Raw genomic sequence first — 20,076 nt, 5'->3', positions numbered from 1 at the left:
CTAACCATCCTCTGTGTAGTTTACGTAACTTTATGCTCACCTTTCCAGAGATCTTTTTGTTTTTCTCGCTCTCTGACCAGCAGCACCTGTTTCCCGTCCACCATTATTTCCGGTGGGCGACAACGGCTGTTGTAGTTGGATGCCATGGTAAAGCCATAAGCGCCGGCACTACGCACCGCCAGTAAATCACCGGGCCTGATGGCAAGCTCACGATCTTTACCAATAAAGTCACCCGTTTCACATACGGGCCCTACTACGTCATACAGGGCCTGAGGCTCGTCGTTGCGGGGTCTTAGTGGAATAATATTCTGCCACGCCGAATAGAGCGCCGGACGCAGCAAATCGTTCATCGCTGCGTCGACAATGGCAAAATGCTTGTCATCGCCCGCTTTAATAAATTCAACCTGTGTAACAAGAATGCCTGCATTGGCGGCTATTGCGCGGCCAGGCTCCAGAATAAGTGTCAGATCCTGATGCTCGCCCATGCGCTTCGCCAGTGCTGCCGCATATTCTCTTGGGTGCGGCGGTGTTTCTTTCTCATAGGTAACCCCAAGGCCGCCGCCCACATCAAGATGAGAAAGCGTAATGCCGTGCTGTCTGAGTAACGCAACCAAATCGAGCAATCTGTCCAGCGCATCTACAAACGGCGCAATACTGGTTAGTTGCGAGCCAATATGACAATCCATGCCTTTAACGGTGAGGTTTGGCAACGACGCGGCAAGGGTGTAGCAGTCAACTGCACGCTCCCATGGAATGCCAAACTTATTGGCCTTCAGGCCAGTTGAAATATACGGATGCGTCTGCGCATCGACATCGGGATTAATACGCAGCGAAATTGGCGCACTGAGACCCATGTTTCCGGCAACATCGTTAATCCGGTATAACTCTGACTCAGATTCAACATTGAAGCACAGGATCCCAAGCTTAAGGGCATACGCAATTTCTTCTGAGGTTTTGGCAACACCAGAGAACACCACTTTACCTGGGTCGCCGCCCGCTTCCACAACTCTCGCGAGTTCGCCTCCCGAGACAATATCAAAACCCGAGCCCAGTTTTGCCAGCACACTGAGTACACCAAGGTTGGAATTGGCTTTTACGGCGTAGCAAATAAGATGCGGATGTTCACCCACAGCATCATCAAAGGCGTGCCAGTGCCGCTCCAGGGTCGCCCGGGAATAAACGTAGGCTGGCGTCCCGTGCTTCTGGGCTATATCACTGACGGCAACGTCTTCAGCAAATAATTCATCATTACGGTATTGGAAGTGATCCATCTGTTACGCGCTCTCCGGAATAGCCGATGACGGTGTGTCAGGATCAGCGGGCGCTGTATTTTCCGGTGCATCTTCAGGTAAATACAACGCGCCCCGGTAACCGCAACTACTTACCAGAAGCACAAGCGCTGCAAGCGCCAGAAATCGTTTAACCACGTACGTCCTGCCATCATCCGATCAAATGCCGCTATCATGGCATTGCCTGACTAAATTGCAAGGGACAATAGACGTTCGCGGGTTCTGTCACCATAGCGGACCTGTTTCCACAGGGCATCGCACAGGCTTTTGGTGTCCTGCCAGTTACCCCGGATAAGCCAGTCGATCATTATGTCTGGGTTATCAGGAAACTGAATGGCTTCGTTGTCGGGCGCGACCAGCCATTCTTCGACAATATCAGTGTCGAGCTGAAACAGCGTCTGACAGAGGTTGAGTTTATCCAGTGTCAGCACATTGGAGAGTTGTTCAAACTGGCCGTGTAGTGGTTTTATCAGAAGCTTCTTACCCAGATGCAGGGCTTCACTGGAGAGCTCAAACCCGCCGTTAGCAATCACGCCACTGCAGTGTTGCAGGGCCTGCTGAAACCCTTTTTTGGAGGTTGGCTGCCAGTGGATATGGCTACAGTCCAGCGGTGCATTAATGGCGGGATGAAAGCACTGAAACTGCTGATCACTCAGCGGCTCCAGCATCTGCTGAATGGCATTGACCTCCTCAAACGGCAGATAGACCAGCACATGCCGCTTATCCGGTGCTGCAGCTGGTTTGTCACAGATAAACGGAGGCACAATGGGCTGATTAAAATGAAACCAGTGCACGCCAAGCTGAATATCGGTTGGCGCAAAATAGGTCATTAACAGGCGATCCAGTACGCCTTCGCCAGATTTAGGAACATTGTAGGCAAATGCAGCCTGATGGCTTATTGATATAGACGGCATCCCAGCGCGCTTCGCGGCCCAGGCAGTCATGGGCTCAAAGTCATTAATCAAAAGATCATAGCCGCTTACATCAAACTGACGAATGTCCCTGAACAGTTGCATCACCTTTGCCTGACGTAGCGTATCAAACCGATCCACGCGACCGTTGCGGGTAATAAAGCTAAGACCGGTATACGTGCGGTAGTCGCCAAATACATCCATATCGAAGTATTTCTCTGGCGCGCGTCCGGTAAATACAAAATCAACATCAATGTCAGTGCGCTGTGATAGCGCTGCCGCCATAATTCTTGCGCGGGCGATGTGCCCGTTGCCCGTGCCCTGTACACCATACAATAATTTCATGTTACCCCAGTAAGAATAAACTCAAGGACGCAATCGTAATGCCCAGCAGCATGCCGGCTATCACATCTGTCGGATAGTGAACGCCTAGCAATATTCGTGACAAACCAATCAAGGCTGCCCAGCTACAGGCAAGCACAGCGAAGGCAGGGTAGTAGTGCGAGATGATAAAGGCCATCAGCCACGCTGCAGCGGTGTGCCCCGAGGGCAATGAAAATTTATCAGAAGGCGTGACATGGGCCGTTAAATTAAGTAAAAAATCACAGGGACGCGGTCGCTTAATGGTTCTTTTTAGCAACACATACAAGGGCAGTTCCAGCGCATAGGCCATTAGCGCCGTATACAGGAAAAGTTCGCCATGCTGAGGCTCGAACACCCACAGCAACATGCCAATTGCGAAGTACAAGTAACCATCGCCGGTTTTTGACAACCAGATAATACTGCGGCAGTCGCGGTTGTCCGTCAGTCGGTGAAGACGATAAAACAAACGGGTGTCAATTTTGGTCAGGGATTTCATCAGTACCCTCCCTTGCCTTTTTCTCTGGTTATAAAATAGCCTAAAAGCGCTCTGTGACTTCGGCATGACAGAAAAAAGAAGGCTTTGTGACAGTCAGCGAAACTACTATAGCAGCTTTCCCTGGGCCTGTTTCCTGTAGCCGGTGTTTAATCCGAATGAAATCATTTTTATTCGACAAATTAATGCTATGCTAAATCCGAAGGACAGGTGAATGCGTACCTTTTCCAACAGACAATACTGGCGCTGAACTGCGTGCATTTTTGTTAATAACCAGAAGGCATGACAATGGATTACAACACTTCCGAATTATGTGACTTGTTTGCAGACAGCGTTGATGTCGTGGATCCGATCTTCGACAGCTATGGCGGTCGTTTTTCGTTTGGTGGCGAAATCACCACAATCAAATGCTTTGAGGATCGGGGGCTAATCGATCGTGTGCTGGCACAAAACGGCGAAGGCAAAGTGTTGTTAATTGATGGCGGAGGTTCCACCCGCCGCGCACTGATTGATACGACATCCGCGCAACTGGCCATCGACAATGACTGGGAAGGGATTGTTTGCTGGGGCAGTGTGCGCGACGTGGATGCGCTGGCCGATCTGGATATTGGTATTCTGGCCACTGCTGCCATTCCGGTAAATGCTGAAAGTGACAGTACTGGCGACGTCGATGTGCCCGTGAATTTTGGCGGGGTTACGTTCCTGCCGGAAGATCACCTGTACGCAGACAGCACTGGTGTCATCCTGTCGCCAGAGCCATTAGATTTGGACTGACACCCGCGCAAGCAGACACAAAAAAAGACGCGTTATGCGTCTTTTTTCGTTTTTCACCCAGGGTAATGGATGCGCATCAGTCGTCGTCTGCGTCGTTGGCGTCTTCAAAAACCGCATTGAGGTACAAGGCCATGCGAATCCCGGCCATTTGTAAGCGTCGCTTGGCGGTCGGCAGATGATCGTACAGGTAGTCGTAGGACATGTTATTCGCGTCTTCTGGATAAATGGTATCCCGAATCTCTGTACTCTCGCGAATCCAGTCTTCCACATCGGTTGTCGCCCAGTCGCGAATATTTTGCGGCGTGATGCTCCTGGTCAGCCAGCTCGTCCATTCACTGTAAGACAGGTCGCGCTGCGCGAGCACCTGCGAATCCCAGACCCGGTGCAGATTTGAGTCCTGCCAAAAGAAACGTACTTTGACATCGTTGCCACCGCGATCTTCGCCATTACCCGCATGTAAAGGCTGATGCAAATCGCCAATCAGGTGCACAACAAACCGCAGCGCCAGTTGTTTGTCTTCATGACTGGCACTGGGATCTTTTAAGGTGCCGGTGAATCGCTCAAGCGCCGAATACGCGTCGCCCTGCTCGGGTGCGCCAACTTCATGGTAGTGCTTGCCTTCAGGTACGGTCACGTAGTGCCACGGCGACGCGGTTTTCTGCCAGAACTCACTGGGGTCAGAGCGCATTTCATCGGCGTAGGTCGAGGCCTGCGCCAGAGAGCCTGAGGGCAGCAGTTCGCTCAGTGCAGCCTGACTTAAGGGGCTTAGATACTGCTGCGCAATCGCGCCGGTAATACGGTGGCCGGTTTGGCCCCAGGCCAGTGCCGAACTACTGAAAGTTAGCGACAAGGTCAGGCCAGCAGTGGCGGCCACAATCCGTTTAAACGTTGTCATTACTATTCCTCTGCATGTTTATCGGTTCGGTAACCCCAGCGGGCAACCAGTGACTGACTGATTCCCACATGGTCAAGAATGCGGGCAACCACAAAGTCGACTAAATCCTGAACACTTTCAGGATTATGATAAAAGCCGGGAGCGGCGGGCATTATCGTGACACCCATTTGTGATAATTTCAGCATATTTTCCAAATGGATAGACGATAGCGGGGTTTCCCTTGGGACCATGATCAGCTGGCCCCGTTCTTTTATCACAACATCGGCGGCGCGCTCTATCAGGTTGTCGCTGGCGCCCCCAGCCACTGCTGACAGGGTGCCGGTCGAACACGGACAAATGATCATTTTCTTCGGGGCGGCCGATCCGGATGCGACCGGTGAAAACCACTCTTCTTTGCCGAAGACCTGGATTTGCCCGTCATTGGCGTGGCAATGACGGGTAAAAAATGCACTCGCCTCATCCGGCCGGGCCGGTACCTTAATATTCTCTTCAGTAGCAAACACCACCCGTGCCGCCGACGACATCAGTACATACACTTCAAAGCCTGCGTTAACCAGCGATGTAAGCAGCGTGAGCGCGTACGGTGCGCCAGACGCGCCGGTGATAGCCAGGGTGATACGTTTATCTTCTGTCATCAGACTCTCCGTTTAGCCGGTCTAAAAGACGCTGGTGGATCCCGGCAAAGCCGCCGTTACTCATCACCAGAATATGATCGCCGGGCTGTGCCGTTGCGGCCACTGCATCAATGATCTCTGCAACGTCATGATAGCAGTGTGCCGGTACACCACTGTGAGACGCTGCCTTACTGAGTGACCAGTTCATATCTGATGGCTCATACAGCATAACCTGGTTGGCCTGCTGCCAGGAGGCTGCGAGGGTTGCCTGATGAATGCCCATCTTCATGGTATTGGAGCGGGGTTCCAATACCGCAATAATTCGCGCGTCCCCGACTTTTTTACGCAGGCCATCCAGCGTGGTTTCGATGGCGGTCGGGTGGTGAGCAAAGTCGTCATACAGCGTAATGTCGTTAATTACGCCTTTCACTTCCATGCGTCGTTTCACATTTTTAAAGTGGCTAAGTGCTGCGGCCGCGTCGCTAAGTTGTACCCCAGCATGGTGCGCTGCGGCGATAGCCATAACGGCATTGTGAACATTATGCAGGCCAATCAGACGCCAGTTTACACAAACCGCTGGTTGCGACTGAAACTGAACGTCAAAGGCACTACCGTCCGCATGCTTAAGCGTGTAGGTCCAGTCTGAACCTAATTGTTGCTGCGCTGACCAGCAGCCTTTTGCCAGCGTTTCATCAATAGCAGCGACACCCTGCGGTGACAGGATCAGGCCGTTGTCCGGCACTGTGCGCACCAGATGATGAAACTGGGTCTGGATCGCGCTCAAATCAGCGAAAATATCCGCGTGATCGAACTCCAGGTTGTTAATAATGAGGGTATTGGGACGGTAGTGGACAAATTTGGAGCGCTTATCGAAAAACGCACAGTCGTACTCGTCAGCTTCAATAACAAAAAACGGCGCGTCACCAGTGCGCGCGGAAATGCCAAAGTTTTCCGGCACGCCGCCAATCAGAAAGCCGGGATTGAGGCCTGCAAACTCCAAAATCCAGGCGAGCATACTGGCCGTCGAGGTTTTACCGTGGGTACCGGCAGCGGCAAGCACCCAGCGTTCGTTAAGCAGGTTGTCAGACAGCCATTGGGGGCCGCTGGTATAAGGCAGCTTGCGCGACAGCACATATTCCACTGCTGGATTGCCCCGCGACAACGCGTTACCAATGACCACGATATCCGGCTGTGGCTCGAACTGACTGAGATCATCGCCCTGGGACAAGGTGATCCCAAGCGATTCCAACTGGGTGCTCATGGGCGGGTATACATTACTGTCTGACCCGGTCACCGTGTGACCCAGTGACTTGGCGATGGCCGCAATACCACCCATAAATGTGCCACAGATGCCAAGAATGTGAAGGTGCATGACAAACTCTCTGTCTTAATACCGGCGTGATTATTCGCGTATCCGGCGCCAGTGTGCTTTTAAATTCAGGGCGGTTACTCTACCAGAACCGGTCCGATGTTCGAATAACTCATTTCACTTCCCCCCGTTCATGGTTACAATTGACCTGCAAAACAGCAAATTGCGAACAATAATAAGAAATAAGAAGTAAAAAGTAAGTAATAAGCAACACAGCCTGTGTCCAGATGCAGGTTACGCAATCCATACCCTACAAAACCAAAGAAGGCGTACGTTTACATGAAACGATTAAACTCTCAGCTGCAAAATGATGGCGCACCACTGGAACTTATTCTGCTGTTGCGCACCTTGCTTGCTGGCTGTAAAGAAATCTCATTCCGTGTCAGTCAGGGTGCTCTGGCCGGCGTGCTTGGCTCTACCCTGAGTGAGAACGTACAAGGCGAGACACAAAAAAAGCTGGATGTGATTTCCAATCAGATCCTCAAGGACACCCTGCGCGAGTCTGGCTATGTTAAGGCCATTTCTTCCGAAGAAGAGGACGATGTGGTGCCCTGTAACCCGGAAGGGAAGTATCTGGTGAGCTTTGATCCGCTGGACGGCTCGTCAAATACCGAAATTAACAGCCTGATTGGTACGATCTTCTCAATTACTCATGCGCCGCAGTGGATGGAGCCGGACGATCCGGCTGCGTTTCTGCAACCCGGCAATCAGATGGTTGCGGCCGGCTATGTGTTATATGGCCCATCGACCATGCTGGCGCTGACCACGGGGCGCGGTACGCATATCTATACTCTGGACAAAACCCACGGTGGTTTCCTGCTCACACACCCGAATGTGAAAGTACCCGAAGAAACCGCTGAGTTTGCAATCAATGCGTCTAATCAGCGTCACTGGGAAGCCCCGGTTAAAGATTACGTGGGCGACTTGCTGGCCGGAACTGAAGGTCCGCGTGAGAAAGATTACAATATGCGCTGGGTTGCAGCTATGGTCGGCGATATTCACCGGGTGCTGTGTCGTGGCGGTATTTTCATGTACCCCTTCGATAAACGTAACCCCTCCAAACCCGGCAAACTGCGCTTGTTGTACGAGGCCAATCCTATGGCCTTTCTGATGGAGCAGGCAGGCGGACTGGCTGATACCGGTGAGGGCCGGATCCTGGATGTGATGCCCAAGGAAATTCACCAGCGGGTGCCAGTGCTACTGGGCTCGAAAGACGAAGTGTCAACCTGTCTTGGTTATTACGAGCGGGATAAAGAAAATCGGGCGTAAGCTGTACGACTTGTGTCGTAAGGCATTTTTATTTTGGCGTGTGCACCGTATACTTAGCGCCATCATTTTTTGACTATGACTAAATAAGGACAAATTCATGAGCCTGAATATGGTTCCGGCAGGGAAAAACCTGCCAGATGAAGTAAACGTCATCATTGAAATCCCGGCCCACGCCGATCCGGTAAAGTACGAAGTAGACAAAGACTCCGGTGCCATGTTTGTCGACCGCTTTATGGCGACCTGCATGCATTACCCGACTAACTATGGCTACGTACCGAATACGCTGTCTGAAGACGGCGATCCGGTTGATGTGCTGGTTATCACCCCGTTCCCACTGCTGGCTGGCTCGGTTATCGAGTGCCGCCCAATTGGTGTGCTGAACATGACCGATGAGTCTGGTAAAGATGCCAAGGTGCTGGCCGTGCCTAAAGATAAGCTGTCGACCATCTACCGTGATGTGAAGAACGTGAATGATGCGCCAGAGCTGTTGCTTAAGCAAATTGAGCACTTCTTTGAGCACTATAAAGATCTTGAGCCGGGTAAATGGGTGAAAATTGACGGCTGGAGCGATGCCGCTGAAGCAAAAGAAGAAATCGTTGCCAGCGTCAAACGCTATGAGCAGGGCGAGTAATCGAACCTGCGTCTGACACGTAGTTAAAAGGGTTCGGAGACGAACCCTTTTTTGTTTTAAGGCATAAAGAGAGACCCATGAACGTCAGAGTTGTTACTTACCTCTTCACTGTGTTCAGCTTATTGCTGACATTGAATGTCAACGCGGCTGAGCCGAAAGAAGTGTACTGGGAAGACCTGGTACCGGAAGGTTTTAATGAACTGTCACCGAATGCGGTGGGCCATGAGAACCGTATGGCGCAGGTGCAGCCGAATGCGCCGGTCGTTGATAAATACGACGGTATGCGGGTTAAAATTCCGGGCTTCGTAGTGCCGCTGGAAGGCACCGTAAACAGCACCACGGAATTTTTACTGGTGCCCTACTTTGGCGCCTGCATTCACGTGCCACCGCCGCCGTCCAATCAGATTGTGTATGTAAAATTTGAGGAAGGGATCGCGATTTCCAACCTGTCAGATGCTATCTGGGTCACCGGTACCTTATCCACCGAAGGCTGGTCCGGCGATATTGCCTCGGTGGGCTATCGCCTGACCGGTGAGAACGTCGCGCCTTTCTAGGGAATACCTTTCAGTAGCGTCATCAGACGCTACTGTGCCGGGGTATAAATACTCTCGGCGCGGTTAAACAGCAGCCACGAAGTCAGAATGTACTTGTCATTGCTTTTGGGCATATTGCCACGGTGGGTGTGGGTGAAATACGCCGGCGCAATGACCATTCGCCCGGTTTTGGGTTTAACACTACGGCCCTGATAATAGAAGTCAGTCTCGCCGCCGTCGTCCACATCGTTCAGGTAGAACATAAACAGCAGCAGACGGTGCAGGGCTTCGTTGTGCTGTAGCTGTGGGTACACTTCAGAGTGCCAGTACGGATAGCCGCCTTCACCGGCGGTGTAGCGCTGGGCATTAACCTGACCGACGCGGAACAGATAGTTCACCAGGTTCGGCAGGTTCGGCTTACCCACCTCTTCAAAGTTATCCTGGGTGAGTTTGACCGGCTCACCACTTTTTGGGTGGCGCACCGTGAGCCCGATGGGGCCAATCAGGGCAAAGTAATGCTCTTCAATATAGCGAACCAGTTGTTCACCGGTTTTCTGCATCACCTGCTGAAACTGCGTCTGAAACTCAGGCTTCTCGCTGAACGAGATATCCGTGCTCAGCTTTCGCGACGTATCCACGCCACCACCGGTGCGTCCGGGCTCCTGGTTTGGGCTGCTATCAAAGGTGGTAATGATATCACTGCATAATTCCGGGCTGAGTACGTCATCGACAACAGCGATAAAGTCGGTCGGCTTATCCATCGACATTCAGCTCCTTAAAATGCGATTCCATGATGGCTCTGACATCGTCAGAAATGGGCACTGAGCGCTGTGATTTATAATCGAAGTGGACCATAGTGGTGACGCCGGTGGCGCACAGCGTATCGTTTTGCCACAGCTCCTGGTATGCATCAAAGGAGCTTTTGCCAATACGCGAGATGTAGGTTTTGGTCGTCACGGCCTTGCCGTAAAAAATCTGCGCCAGCAGATCCACTTTATAGCTGGCTACGATCAGCGGCCAGTTCTGTAAATCGAGCGTAGGGGAGAACATGCGAAAAATTGGCTCACGGGCAGACTCGAACCAGCCTACCAGCACGGTGTTACTGACGTGTGCCAGCGCATCAGTCTCATAAAAGCGCACATCAAACGTGGCTTCCATCGGGGTTGGGGTCGTCATACGATCCTCTTATTGTGATAGTCTTAGAAAAATACACTGTAGCATTAGTTTTGTGACCAGGCACCTGCACGCAGGTACCTGGTAATTAAGTGCTACGATTGCTGGCGCTGACGCTCCAGCATAGGTTTCAGGAAGTGCCCGGTATGCGACGCCTCAGTATCGGCGACGGTTTCCGGTGTTCCTTCAGCAATGATCTCACCGCCACCGGCCCCGCCTTCAGGCCCTAAATCGACAATCCAGTCTGCGGTTTTTATCACATCCAGATTATGCTCAATCACCACCACGGTGTTGCCATGGTCGCGCAGCTTATGCAGCACCGCCAGCAGTTGTTTGATGTCATGGAAGTGCAGACCGGTAGTCGGCTCATCCAGAATATACAGGGTCTGGCCGGTGTCGCGCTTGGATAACTCGCGGGCCAGTTTAACGCGCTGTGCTTCACCGCCTGACAGGGTTGTTGCAGCCTGACCCAGTCGAATGTAGGACAGACCCACGTCCATCAGGGTCTGGAGTTTGCGGGCAATGGCCGGAATTGGGTCGAAAAAGCTGCGAGCTTCTTCAACGGTCATCTCCAGCACCTCGTGAATACTGTGATCCTTATATTTCACTTCCAGGGTTTCGCGGTTGTACCGCTTCCCTCTACAGATATCACAGGGCACGTGAATATCCGGCAGGAAGTGCATTTCTACTTTAATCACGCCGTCACCCTGACAGGCTTCACAACGCCCGCCTTTCACATTAAAGCTGAAACGGCCTGGCTTGTAGCCGCGGCTGCGCGCTTCCTGGGTGCCAGCAAATAATTCGCGAATTGGCGTGAAGATGCCCGCGTAGGTTGCCGGGTTCGAGCGCGGTGTACGGCCAATCGGGCTTTGGTCAATATCCACCACTTTATCCAGATGCTCAAGGCCCTGCATGGCAGTGTATGGCGCAGGCTCGGCGGTGGTCGCCTTGTTAAGCTCAATGTGCGCAATTTTATAGAAGGTATCATTGATGAGCGTTGACTTACCGGAACCGGACACCCCGGTCACACAGGTCATTACGCCCACCGGGATATTCAGTGTCACGTCTTTCAGGTTGTTGCCCGAAGCACCTTCCAGTACCAGCCACTTGTCATCTTTTGCATCAAGCCGGGTGGCAGGCAGTTCTATATTTTCCTTTCCTGACAGATACTGCCCGGTGAGTGAGCGCTCACACCCTAGTATATCATCCAGGCTGCCTTCGGCGATGATCTCACCGCCGTGCACGCCCGCGCCGGGACCAATATCCACAATATAATCGGCCTCGCGAATGGCATCTTCATCGTGTTCGACTACCAGCACGGTGTTGCCCAAATCGCGCAGGTGAGTAAGGGTGTTAAGCAGGCGCTCGTTGTCGCGCTGGTGAAGCCCGATAGACGGCTCATCCAGAACATACATCACACCAACCAGGCCAGCACCAATCTGACTGGCCAGACGGATCCGCTGGGCCTCGCCACCGGAAAGGGTATCGGCACTACGCGACAGGTTCAGGTAGTTAAGGCCCACATTCACCAGAAAGCGCAGGCGATCGAGAATTTCTTTTAATATCTTGTCAGCAATCTGGCCGCGCTGACCGCTCAGCTCCAGTGTATCGAAAAAGTCGAAGGCACCGGCGATGGACATGGTGGTAATGGCGGGCAGGTTGGTTTCACCAATAAACACATTACGCGCTTCCGAGCGCAGGCGGGTACCGCCACAGCTGCTACAGGGCTGCTGGCTTAAATATTTGGCCAGCTCTTCGCGCACGGCGTTGCTTTCGGTTTCCCGGTAGCGGCGCTCCATATTGGGGATGATGCCCTCAAACGGATGCTTGCGCTCCATGATGTCGCCGCGCTCGTTGATGTATTTAAACGTCAGCGATTTACCCCGGGAGCCATGCAGCACCACCTGTTTGTGCTTATCGTCCAGGCTGCCAAATGGCGCATTTAAATCAAAGCCATATTCATCGGCAACGGCCTGTAGCATCTGAAAGTAATAATAGCTGCGTTTATCCCAGCCGCGCACCGCGCCGCCGGACAAACTTAACTCGTCATTACCCACCACCCGTGAAGGGTCGAAAAACTGCCGCGTACCCAGACCGTCACAGGTCGGGCAGGCGCCCGCCGGGTTATTGAACGAAAACAGGCGGGGCTCTAATTCACTTAAGCTGTATCCACAGTGCGGACAGGCAAAGTTTGCGGAAAATACCGTTTCTTCGGCATCCGCGTCATCCATATCGGCGATCAGTGCATTGCCCCCGGCCAGACTTAAGGCCGTTTCAAACGATTCGGACAGGCGCAGCGCCATGTCATCACGGACCTTAAAGCGGTCGACCACAACCTCGATGGTGTGCTTCTTGTGCAGGTCGAGTGGCGGTGGATCAGAGAGGTCGCAGACCTCGCCGTCGATGCGTGCGCGAATAAAACCCTGTGCAGAGAGTTGTTGCAGCACTTTAACGTGCTCACCTTTGCGCTCTTTAATAATTGGCGCTAACAGCATGAGTTTGCTGCCTTCTGGCATGGCCAGCACCTTGTCGACCATCTGGCTTACGGTCTGGGCATCCAGCGGCACATCATGGTCCGGGCAGCGCGGCGTACCGACGCGGGCAAACAGCAGGCGCAGGTAATCGTAAATTTCGGTGATGGTACCAACGGTCGAGCGCGGGTTATGTGACGTAGACTTCTGCTCAATCGAGATAGCCGGTGACAGCCCCTCAATATGATCCACATCCGGCTTTTCCATCATGGACAGGAATTGACGCGCATACGCAGACAGCGACTCGACGTAGCGTCGCTGGCCTTCGGCGTAGAGTGTGTCAAACGCCAGTGATGACTTACCCGAGCCGGATAAACCGGTGATCACTACCAACTTGTCACGTGGCAGTGTTAAATCGATGTTTTTCAGATTGTGGGTGCGGGCACCCCGAATTTCGATTTTATCCATGAAAGCCTGTGCGAGAAAAAAGAAGCAGTATGCCACAGAGCGTGGGCACTTGAATACTTAGCGAGAGATGTCGCTTCATACTCCATAACGGCGCAATGGCAGAAACAAGTTAAATAAAGCGTACCTCCCCTAATTATACTGAACTAAAATAGAGCAGATCACCTGCAGCAAGGCTGTGTGCTTGCCCGGGGAGGAAGGAACATCACCGGGCCTCTGTTAAAAAATCATCGTGCTAAAGGTAAGGTTGGCAAAGCACTGGTCTTCGTTGATTTAGCCCGAAGGGCCTGTAAAAAGCCGCTGTTAGCACACTCGTGGCTGTGAACCTGAGTGGCAATACCCTTATTCATATCTTCCCTGGAGGGGGGCTCTCGCATATCATTAAGTTTATGCAATAAAAATAACGAGCATGGACACTCAATGAAAACCAGCTTCCTCACTATCTATAACCCAATTTTTTATGATTTAGGGGGAGTTTTCACTCCTTCAGATGACACAGTGGAGCGTGTTGATACGCAATTGCGACAGAGCTTTGAATGGCAGCCTCATCACTACCAGTATGAGTACATGGCATATAATTTCAGCTACTTAGCGCTCCATATCCCTAAGCTTGTTTACGCCGTTGGCCGTCAGACCATCACCGTTCTGGGGGTTGATGTTGAGGTAACCCTAAACCTGTCAGTGAGGATGAGTGGCAACGCCTGTTTTGAATATCGCTACCATATTGACGACGCGGAAGCTGTCGATATCGAAAAACTCGTCGAAGCCCTTCAATGTTATATAAACCTGTCCTACACCCGTTATCTCAAGCGGACCGGGGATTACAAAAACGCAATGAAAAGAATCGCACAACCTGACATGGACGAAGAGGTCCCTGCAATTCTCGATCATTGCGAATTGTTAGAAAAACTAAGGCTGAAAGTAAAACAGCTAAAAGACTTTGTGTCTGATAGTTACTGTTATCCCTACCAACACGGACGGCTATTATATGTCTGTCACCCTGATGCGACAGATATCAGGCATTCACTGACCAATGAAGGCTTTAAAAGCACGGCTGTAAGTCTTGATAACGGTCACATTATGCTGGGGACCTGGAAAACGATTCTGACAGGAGATGAAGAGAAACAGGCTACGTTTTTAAATTTGTATACGGATTCGCTGAGCCGTTTTTTTCAGTGTCAGGGATGGATTTTTCAGTGCGAACACAGGCTCAATAAAATTAATGAAACACTTGATGATAAAAACCACAGTTACACGCTGCTGAATCATCAGGCGAAGGACATTGAATCGTTTTACTTTACCTGCAACAGAGAGATGATCAATTTTAATAATCTGAGTATACCGTTTAAAAACGACGACTATACGTTTCTCTCGAAATCAATCAACGATGCCATAAAACTCGAGGGGCATATATCGCAGACCTACAAGCATTTAGACGCAGTTAAAGAGCATATTAACCTCGCCAAGCTATACATTGATTCGCGGACGGAAAAGCACGCGAAGTTCCTCAAGCTGCTCATGGGCCTTAATTTATCCGCAGGGATTGCCTCTCTAATTCCGGCCTCACTGGATGGCGACATTGCTAAAATCAGCTCTTCAATGTTACCTCCGATAGTCTGGGTGACCTTTGCTCTGATTGCGTTTACCGTGCTGTTGGTGGAATTCAGGAAGCGAAGCTGAGCTGTGTAGCGTAAAACCGCGGCCGGTTCGCGACGATAAATCCGTCCCGGTATGAAGATCTCTGCAGCGTAGGCATCAATTTAAAATATGCTACAATCCGCGGCCTGAATTTTGACGAGGTGACTGCTAGTTTTGAACGCTCTGGAAGTACGCGCGGCGCTAACGCTTGCCCTGGTTTATGTTCTTCGGATGCTCGGCCTGTTTATGGTGATGCCGGTGCTGGCCGTGGCTGCGATGGAATACCCCGACTATACACCGTTAATGGTGGGCCTGGCTGTGGGCGGTTATGGGCTCACCCAGGCTGCCTTGCAAATACCCATGGGGATGGTCTCTGACAAAATAGGCCGAAAACCCGTGATTGTACTGGGCTTAGGCGTATTTGCGCTGGGCAGCTTTATTGCCGGAGCCGCCGATTCCATGGCGTGGATGATTGTAGGTCGGGTACTGCAGGGTGCCGGTGCAATAGCGGGCGCGATCATGGCGCTGGCCACCGATGTCAGCCGTGAAAGTCAGCGTGCCAAAGTGCTGGCGATCATTGGCATTGCCATTGGTTTTTCCTTTTACGTGGCAGTATTGCTGGGCCCGCTCATTGCTGAAAGCTGGGGCTTGCCAGGCGTGTTCTGGATCACCGGCGTGCTGGCGCTGTTGTGTATTCCCATGGTGATATGGTTGGTGCCCACAGGAGAAATACTCTCAAGCGGTGACACCCTGCCGCAGAAAGGGCAGATTAAGCGTCTGGTGCTGTCGTCACAGCTATGGCGGCTGAATGTCAGCGTAATGATCCTGCATATGATGATTACGCTGTTGTTTGTGCAGCTGCCGGTGACACTGCTGCATTTCGACATGGCGCTGGACAGCCACTGGATGTTGTATCTGCCGGTACTGGCGGTGTCGATTGTGGGCCTGGTAATCATGATGGGCATCGCCCGCGGCCGCACGCCGCGCAGCCTGCTGATGACCGGGGTGGGGCTGCTGTGCGCGGCGTTTGCCATGCTTGGTATGCAGGATCATAACTGGTGGGTGGTGACCGTTGCTATTGTGCTGTTCTTCACCGGCTTTAATTACCTAGAGGCAAACTTCCCGGCGCTGGTCTCCAGCATTGCCCCGGCCGGACAAAAAGGCACGGCCATGGGCATCTATGCCAGCTTTCAGTTTTTTGGTGCCTTCACCGGTGGTGTCTTGTCGGGGCTGGTCACGGATATCTGGACCCCGGAAATCGCCTACCTTGTCGGCGCGGCCGCCACGCTGGCGTGGGTGTTTGTGTTATATGGATTAAAAGAAGTCAGCCGGGTAAAACGGGTAATGATGCATGCCGGTATTGAACAGGCACAGCTATCAGATATACGTACCCAGCTAAGCGGTGTGCCCGGTGTGCTTGATGTGACCTTAAGCCCAGCCCAGCAAGCCGTGTATCTGAAAGTCGACCGGGACTTCGATGCCTCTCAGGCCAGGACGGTATTACAGCGATTTGAGTAGCGATTGAGTAATTAAAGTGTCACATTTGCTAAAGCAGGGCGTGATAGACGGGCATTGTTTCAGACAAAGTTTAGTCACTCGCATCCTTTAAACGATAATTAGCTTAAAGGGTATGTGCTCGCTTCATACGAATCTTAGATAGCAATAGTCGCTATACTTTCTTCGATATTTTCTGAGCTGCTGAACTCCGTATTGCCAGTTTCGCGAGTTTATCAGCCAATCTTAAAAAATATCGGAGATAGCTTACAAAGCTATCTCCGCATTGGAAGGTTAATCGTCACTCGCTTTATAGATATGCACATCTCGCTGCGGATAAGGGATACTAATTCCTTCTTCATCAAAGGCTTTTTTTACTTTTTCCTGCATATCCCAGTAGTAAGGCCACAAATCATCTGTGGCAACCCAGGGCCGAAACATCAGATCGACTGAGTTGTCGCCTAATCCACCCACGCAGATCCTGGGTGCAGGATCGGACAAGGAGCGCTCATCCTCGTCAAACAGGCGCTGCAACACCTTCTTTGCTTTATCGATATCGTCATCATAGCCAATACCAAACGTCATGTCGCAGCGGCGTTTATCGTATACGCTGACGTTAGTCAACGTGGCATTAGACAGGCTACCGTTGGGGATGACAATACGCTTATTGTCGAAGGTGTTAACTACGGTATAAAGAATTTGTATCTCTTCCACGGAGCCCAGGTGACCTTCTGCTTCAATGGTGTCACCCACTTTGAACGGTTTGAAAATCAGTATTAGCACACCGCCAGCAAAATTCGCCAGGCTGCCTTGTAACGCCAGGCCTATGGCCAAACCAGCTGCACCCACTACGGCGATAAACGAGGTGGTTTCAATACCGATCATAGAGGCGACAGAAATTAACAATATTACTTTTAAAATGGCGCTAATAAGTCCGCATAGAAACTTATTTAAAGTGGGGTCCTTTCTGCCTAGCCGGTGGTCTAATAAACTCACAAAACGATTCACTAACCAGAGACCCACCACCAAGGTAAGAATGGCCAATAACAATTTGGGGGTATAAGTTATCACCAGCGCTAAGGCTTTTGCGGTCAATTCCGATAGGTCGATATTAGTTCCGAAGAAATCTTCCATAAATACCTCTTTCGTACGTTAATCTTGTTGGTTACGTTGAACAAAGACGTTAGATCGAATTGATGCTACCCGAGTGGAAGTGACCGTTTAGTCCATCAAATAACGGTTGTTGCAGTATGAAGCTGCTGGCTTTTTGTGCTAACGATCGACGACAAACTGAGTCTCAGTTGAAAAGGTCTGCTATACGCCCTGAGTCCCGGGAAGTGTGACCTTATCGCAATTCTCATCACCATTCCGCTCATATTCTATGTGGAAATTGATGCGCAGACAGTTGGCAAGCACTTTATGTCGATTCGCATTGAGAACCTCGACGGGACCCAGGCCACGCTGGCTACCATCTTATTAAAAAGAATGCTGCCCATGCAGATTGTGTCGTTGATCCCCGGGATTGGTCAGATACTTGTTGGCTTTGTCGATCCGCTGTTTATTTTCACAAAGCAGCGCCGGTGTGTACACGATTATATTGCCAACACCAGAGTTACCCGCCTCAGGTCACAGGAAGATATCGGGTATAGTACCCACCGGAAATAGGGGCCACACACTTTTTCAAAATCTTAATGTAGTCAGAATTCCCGTGACTAATGCTGACAGGCATCATAGTGTAATCCTGTTTGTAATAAATAATAGAGATGCATTAATGTCCAATACCCGCTTTTTTATGTTTGCTTTTCTAATCGCTATATTCGCTTCGGGCTGCGCCATTGATGTAAGCCCGCGTAGTTTTGTTCAGCAAGCCAGTGAAAAAACGCCAATGGACACTACCGGTTTGCATGCGGCCGCTGAAAAAGATGAGGTGACCATTGGCATCACATCGGTTGAACTGACTAATGCACAAGGCCTGGTCCTTAAGGGGTTGGCAGTGACCTACCCTGATCCCATTGCCAATATTGTGTTTTTCGGTGGCAATGGCATGACCATCAGTAAATCGAATGCCTATTTGCATCGGCTTGGCATGTTGCCGGCCAACATATTATGGATTGATTATCAGGGCATGGGCGCCAGTGAGCGTGCTGAAAAAGTCACGCTCGATAATTTTAAAAAAGATGCACTTCAGGTTTTTGATTACGCCAGTGACGTATTTCCGACAAACCTGCCGACTCTGGTACACGGGTTATCCATGGGTAGCCTGCTGGCACCCTATGTGGCGACCAAGCGTGACGTTGACGGTATGGTACTGGAAGGAGCAATCAATGGTGTGCCGGAGCTGGTGGACAATATGGTACCGTTCTGGTCTAAACCGTTCACCAAAATCGACCTGAGTCCGGAAATGGCGCGGGTGGATAACAGTGTTTTTATTGAGCAGTACACAGGCCCGCTGTTGATGATTGTCGGTGAGAAAGACAAGACCACACCCTTATCCTTTACGCAGCGCCTGTTTCAGGTCTCGCCCAGCGACAAAAAGTTCCTGTTTATTGTGCCGAAGGCCACGCATGCCTCCACTATGAAAAACAATGAAACTATTGAGCAGTATCGTGAGTTTCTGAAACTGTTGTAACTACCAGGGCAGATGCGAATAAGTCTATCATCACTCAGCGAGTCCTGAAGTGCGTAGTCGCAAGGCAGGTTTCGCAAGCAATGGCTAATCCCCTGGTAAGAAGGCCTTCCCCAGGCAGTCAACAAGCGGAAGTTTGCTGCCTGTCCTTGTCAATTTCAGTTTTCCTTCCAGCCGGCATTTTACGGCTGGGTCGTATGTATCCCTCTTTAGCGCACAATACTTGCTTTGTCATTATGTGGATAACCTGTGAGTTAATCTGTTTATATCTTTACCGAAAGACTGACAGATCCAACGGATCCAAGCTGATCGGAAAAGCTGGCTTTCAAACAAAATTCAGGTTCTCTGACGATAACCAAACAGAATAGCCAGCAGAAGGAGCTTGACTCCTGCCTCATCATATATCTGTTTAATGTCCAGAAAATTACAGGCTTTAGTTAATACTGAAAAGGAAACATGTACCCAGTAAAACGTTGAGATGAGTACAATCAGGTGATGTCGATAAAGGGATACACTCTGGTTTAGATGTCGCGCAAGCCCTTAAAGAAAAAGAGTTTAGAAGAGTAAAAGCAATGTTCGGCGGTTTTGCCGAAAAGGAGTAGCGATTACCACTATCACATGATTATTTAGTAACCGTAGCGCAGAGCAACGGGTAGCAGCCAAATGGGATTAGTCACTACCTGGGGAGCTTTTCTATCTGAGTTGCTGCTGGCTATGGTGAGTACCTCTGCTACTTTGTATGGCGGGCACATTTACAGATCAGACGCAGATCAGCGCGCTGTTACCTGGGATCATGTAGCACACGACTGCGCTGGGGATAACCCCAACAAATATTCCTTTTCTGAAATCGACGGGTGAGGGGGCAAGACAATGGTTTGAGTATCATGCTCTGTGTATGAAAAGCCAGGCGATACTTTGAAGGGTAATATGCAAAAATGTGTTATTTAGCACTGCCACAATAATTAGGGCTGGTTTGCCTATCAGGCGAACACAAGGCATGCGTCCTTCTTCCTCCCAACTAATCCCGGTTCTTTTGCAGGAAGTTATTTACATACTGGTAAAGATAAT

19 protein-coding genes are annotated in these 20,076 nt (G+C 50.9%); 8 read left to right on the top strand and 11 right to left on the bottom strand.

The window, feature by feature from the left end; translation table 11 throughout:
* Positions 1 to 20: 20 nt before the first annotated feature.
* Genes lysA through IE054_RS08785 form a run of 4 tightly spaced genes read right to left on the bottom strand, consistent with a single transcriptional unit; the run spans position 21 to position 3,059 of the window.
* On the bottom strand, positions 21 to 1,271 hold the full coding sequence (lysA, locus tag IE054_RS08800) for a diaminopimelate decarboxylase (protein WP_189405441.1): 1,251 nt from the start codon (positions 1,269 to 1,271) through the stop codon (positions 21 to 23).
* Positions 1,272 to 1,274: 3 nt separating this feature from the next.
* Entirely contained in the window at positions 1,275 to 1,427 is a 153-nt protein-coding gene (gene lptM, locus IE054_RS08795; protein ID WP_189405439.1) for an LPS translocon maturation chaperone LptM, read from the bottom strand.
* Between the two features lie 50 nt (positions 1,428 to 1,477).
* On the bottom strand, positions 1,478 to 2,545 hold the full coding sequence (locus tag IE054_RS08790; RefSeq protein ID WP_189405437.1) for an MJ1255/VC2487 family glycosyltransferase: 1,068 nt from the start codon (positions 2,543 to 2,545) through the stop codon (positions 1,478 to 1,480).
* A 1-nt stretch (position 2,546) separates the two neighbouring features.
* Entirely contained in the window at positions 2,547 to 3,059 is a 513-nt protein-coding gene (locus IE054_RS08785; RefSeq protein ID WP_189405435.1) for a phosphatase PAP2 family protein, read from the bottom strand.
* Positions 3,060 to 3,344: 285 nt separating this feature from the next.
* Here IE054_RS08785 and rraA point away from each other — a divergent pair, with 285 nt between their 5' ends.
* A complete protein-coding gene (gene rraA, locus IE054_RS08780; RefSeq protein WP_189405433.1) occupies positions 3,345 to 3,830 on the top strand; it encodes a ribonuclease E activity regulator RraA in 486 nt (161 codons plus the stop codon).
* Between the two features lie 76 nt (positions 3,831 to 3,906).
* On the opposite strand, the gene IE054_RS08775 is transcribed toward rraA, so the two are convergent.
* The 3 genes from IE054_RS08775 to mpl are packed head-to-tail and all read right to left on the bottom strand — an operon-like array spanning position 3,907 to position 6,711.
* The gene (locus IE054_RS08775) at positions 3,907 to 4,725 is read right to left on the bottom strand and encodes a S1/P1 nuclease (RefSeq protein ID WP_189405431.1); all 819 of its coding nucleotides are present in this window, start codon (positions 4,723 to 4,725) and stop codon (positions 3,907 to 3,909) included.
* Positions 4,726 to 4,727: 2 nt separating this feature from the next.
* Positions 4,728 to 5,360, bottom strand: coding sequence for a flavin prenyltransferase UbiX (locus IE054_RS08770; protein WP_189405428.1), 633 nt, complete (start codon positions 5,358 to 5,360; stop codon positions 4,728 to 4,730).
* On the bottom strand, positions 5,347 to 6,711 hold the full coding sequence (gene mpl, locus IE054_RS08765; RefSeq protein ID WP_189405426.1) for a UDP-N-acetylmuramate:L-alanyl-gamma-D-glutamyl-meso-diaminopimelate ligase: 1,365 nt from the start codon (positions 6,709 to 6,711) through the stop codon (positions 5,347 to 5,349). Before mpl ends, IE054_RS08770 begins: the two co-directional genes overlap by 14 nt.
* A 276-nt stretch (positions 6,712 to 6,987) precedes the next feature.
* Between mpl and IE054_RS08760 the strand changes: the two genes are divergently transcribed.
* The 3 genes from IE054_RS08760 (at position 6,988) to IE054_RS08750 (ending at position 9,162) form a co-directional block, all read left to right on the top strand.
* A complete protein-coding gene (locus IE054_RS08760; RefSeq protein ID WP_189405424.1) occupies positions 6,988 to 7,977 on the top strand; it encodes a class 1 fructose-bisphosphatase in 990 nt (329 codons plus the stop codon).
* A gap of 97 nt (positions 7,978 to 8,074) precedes the next feature.
* On the top strand, positions 8,075 to 8,608 hold the full coding sequence (gene ppa / locus IE054_RS08755; protein WP_189405422.1) for an inorganic diphosphatase: 534 nt from the start codon (positions 8,075 to 8,077) through the stop codon (positions 8,606 to 8,608).
* Positions 8,609 to 8,685: 77 nt separating this feature from the next.
* Entirely contained in the window at positions 8,686 to 9,162 is a 477-nt protein-coding gene (locus tag IE054_RS08750) for a DUF3299 domain-containing protein (protein ID WP_189405420.1), read from the top strand.
* 29 nt (positions 9,163 to 9,191) lie between these two features.
* On the opposite strand, the gene IE054_RS08745 is transcribed toward IE054_RS08750, so the two are convergent.
* From IE054_RS08745 to uvrA, 3 genes are all read right to left on the bottom strand, one after another.
* Positions 9,192 to 9,902, bottom strand: coding sequence for a 2OG-Fe(II) oxygenase (locus IE054_RS08745; RefSeq protein WP_189405789.1), 711 nt, complete (start codon positions 9,900 to 9,902; stop codon positions 9,192 to 9,194).
* Positions 9,895 to 10,317 carry an acyl-CoA thioesterase gene (locus tag IE054_RS08740; protein WP_189405418.1) on the bottom strand — a complete coding sequence of 141 codons (423 nt, stop codon included), beginning with the start codon at positions 10,315 to 10,317 and terminating at the stop codon, positions 9,895 to 9,897. The genes IE054_RS08745 and IE054_RS08740 overlap by 8 nt, the downstream gene beginning before the upstream one ends.
* Positions 10,318 to 10,409: 92 nt before the next feature.
* Positions 10,410 to 13,253, bottom strand: coding sequence for an excinuclease ABC subunit UvrA (gene uvrA, locus IE054_RS08735; protein ID WP_189405416.1), 2,844 nt, complete (start codon positions 13,251 to 13,253; stop codon positions 10,410 to 10,412).
* A 417-nt stretch (positions 13,254 to 13,670) separates the two neighbouring features.
* On the opposite strand from uvrA, the gene IE054_RS08730 reads away from it, so the two are divergent.
* Entirely contained in the window at positions 13,671 to 14,930 is a 1,260-nt protein-coding gene (locus tag IE054_RS08730) for a hypothetical protein (protein WP_189405414.1), read from the top strand.
* A 132-nt stretch (positions 14,931 to 15,062) separates the two neighbouring features.
* Positions 15,063 to 16,406, top strand: a complete 1,344-nt coding sequence (locus IE054_RS08725) for an MFS transporter (RefSeq protein ID WP_189405412.1) — start codon at positions 15,063 to 15,065, stop codon at positions 16,404 to 16,406.
* Between the two features lie 270 nt (positions 16,407 to 16,676).
* Here the strand turns inward: IE054_RS08725 and IE054_RS08720 are convergent, their stop codons facing one another.
* Positions 16,677 to 17,516 carry a mechanosensitive ion channel family protein gene (locus IE054_RS08720; RefSeq protein ID WP_189405410.1) on the bottom strand — a complete coding sequence of 280 codons (840 nt, stop codon included), beginning with the start codon at positions 17,514 to 17,516 and terminating at the stop codon, positions 16,677 to 16,679.
* Positions 17,517 to 17,693: 177 nt separating this feature from the next.
* Here IE054_RS08720 and IE054_RS08715 point away from each other — a divergent pair, with 177 nt between their 5' ends.
* The gene (locus IE054_RS08715; RefSeq protein WP_189405786.1) at positions 17,694 to 18,047 is read left to right on the top strand and encodes an RDD family protein; all 354 of its coding nucleotides are present in this window, start codon (positions 17,694 to 17,696) and stop codon (positions 18,045 to 18,047) included.
* Positions 18,048 to 18,153: 106 nt separating this feature from the next.
* The gene (locus tag IE054_RS08710) at positions 18,154 to 19,011 is read left to right on the top strand and encodes an alpha/beta hydrolase (protein WP_189405407.1); all 858 of its coding nucleotides are present in this window, start codon (positions 18,154 to 18,156) and stop codon (positions 19,009 to 19,011) included.
* The last annotated feature ends 1,065 nt before the right edge of the window (positions 19,012 to 20,076 follow it).

It is taken from the genome of Alteromonas halophila, from assembly GCF_014651815.1.
Taxonomy (GTDB): domain Bacteria; phylum Pseudomonadota; class Gammaproteobacteria; order Enterobacterales; family Alteromonadaceae; genus Alteromonas; species Alteromonas halophila.
Note: the sequence above shows the minus strand (reverse complement) of the source record. Positions and strands in the feature narration are given on the sequence as shown.

What these genes read in the sequence shown, in the direction of transcription:
- lysA (WP_189405441.1), bottom strand. Translation starts at nt 1,271, where the DNA reads ATGGATCACTTCCAATACCGTAATGATGAATTATTTGCTGAAGACGTT.
- IE054_RS08790 (WP_189405437.1), bottom strand. Translation starts at nt 2,545, where the DNA reads ATGAAATTATTGTATGGTGTACAGGGCACGGGCAACGGGCACATCGCC.
- IE054_RS08785 (WP_189405435.1), bottom strand. Translation starts at nt 3,059, where the DNA reads ATGAAATCCCTGACCAAAATTGACACCCGTTTGTTTTATCGTCTTCAC.
- rraA (WP_189405433.1), top strand. Translation starts at nt 3,345, where the DNA reads ATGGATTACAACACTTCCGAATTATGTGACTTGTTTGCAGACAGCGTT.
- IE054_RS08775 (WP_189405431.1), bottom strand. Translation starts at nt 4,725, where the DNA reads ATGACAACGTTTAAACGGATTGTGGCCGCCACTGCTGGCCTGACCTTG.
- IE054_RS08770 (WP_189405428.1), bottom strand. Translation starts at nt 5,360, where the DNA reads ATGACAGAAGATAAACGTATCACCCTGGCTATCACCGGCGCGTCTGGC.
- mpl (WP_189405426.1), bottom strand. Translation starts at nt 6,711, where the DNA reads ATGCACCTTCACATTCTTGGCATCTGTGGCACATTTATGGGTGGTATT.
- IE054_RS08760 (WP_189405424.1), top strand. Translation starts at nt 6,988, where the DNA reads ATGAAACGATTAAACTCTCAGCTGCAAAATGATGGCGCACCACTGGAA.
- ppa (WP_189405422.1), top strand. Translation starts at nt 8,075, where the DNA reads ATGAGCCTGAATATGGTTCCGGCAGGGAAAAACCTGCCAGATGAAGTA.
- IE054_RS08750 (WP_189405420.1), top strand. Translation starts at nt 8,686, where the DNA reads ATGAACGTCAGAGTTGTTACTTACCTCTTCACTGTGTTCAGCTTATTG.
- IE054_RS08745 (WP_189405789.1), bottom strand. Translation starts at nt 9,902, where the DNA reads ATGGATAAGCCGACCGACTTTATCGCTGTTGTCGATGACGTACTCAGC.
- IE054_RS08740 (WP_189405418.1), bottom strand. Translation starts at nt 10,317, where the DNA reads ATGACGACCCCAACCCCGATGGAAGCCACGTTTGATGTGCGCTTTTAT.
- uvrA (WP_189405416.1), bottom strand. Translation starts at nt 13,253, where the DNA reads ATGGATAAAATCGAAATTCGGGGTGCCCGCACCCACAATCTGAAAAAC.
- IE054_RS08730 (WP_189405414.1), top strand. Translation starts at nt 13,671, where the DNA reads ATGAAAACCAGCTTCCTCACTATCTATAACCCAATTTTTTATGATTTA.
- IE054_RS08720 (WP_189405410.1), bottom strand. Translation starts at nt 17,516, where the DNA reads ATGGAAGATTTCTTCGGAACTAATATCGACCTATCGGAATTGACCGCA.
- IE054_RS08710 (WP_189405407.1), top strand. Translation starts at nt 18,154, where the DNA reads ATGTCCAATACCCGCTTTTTTATGTTTGCTTTTCTAATCGCTATATTC.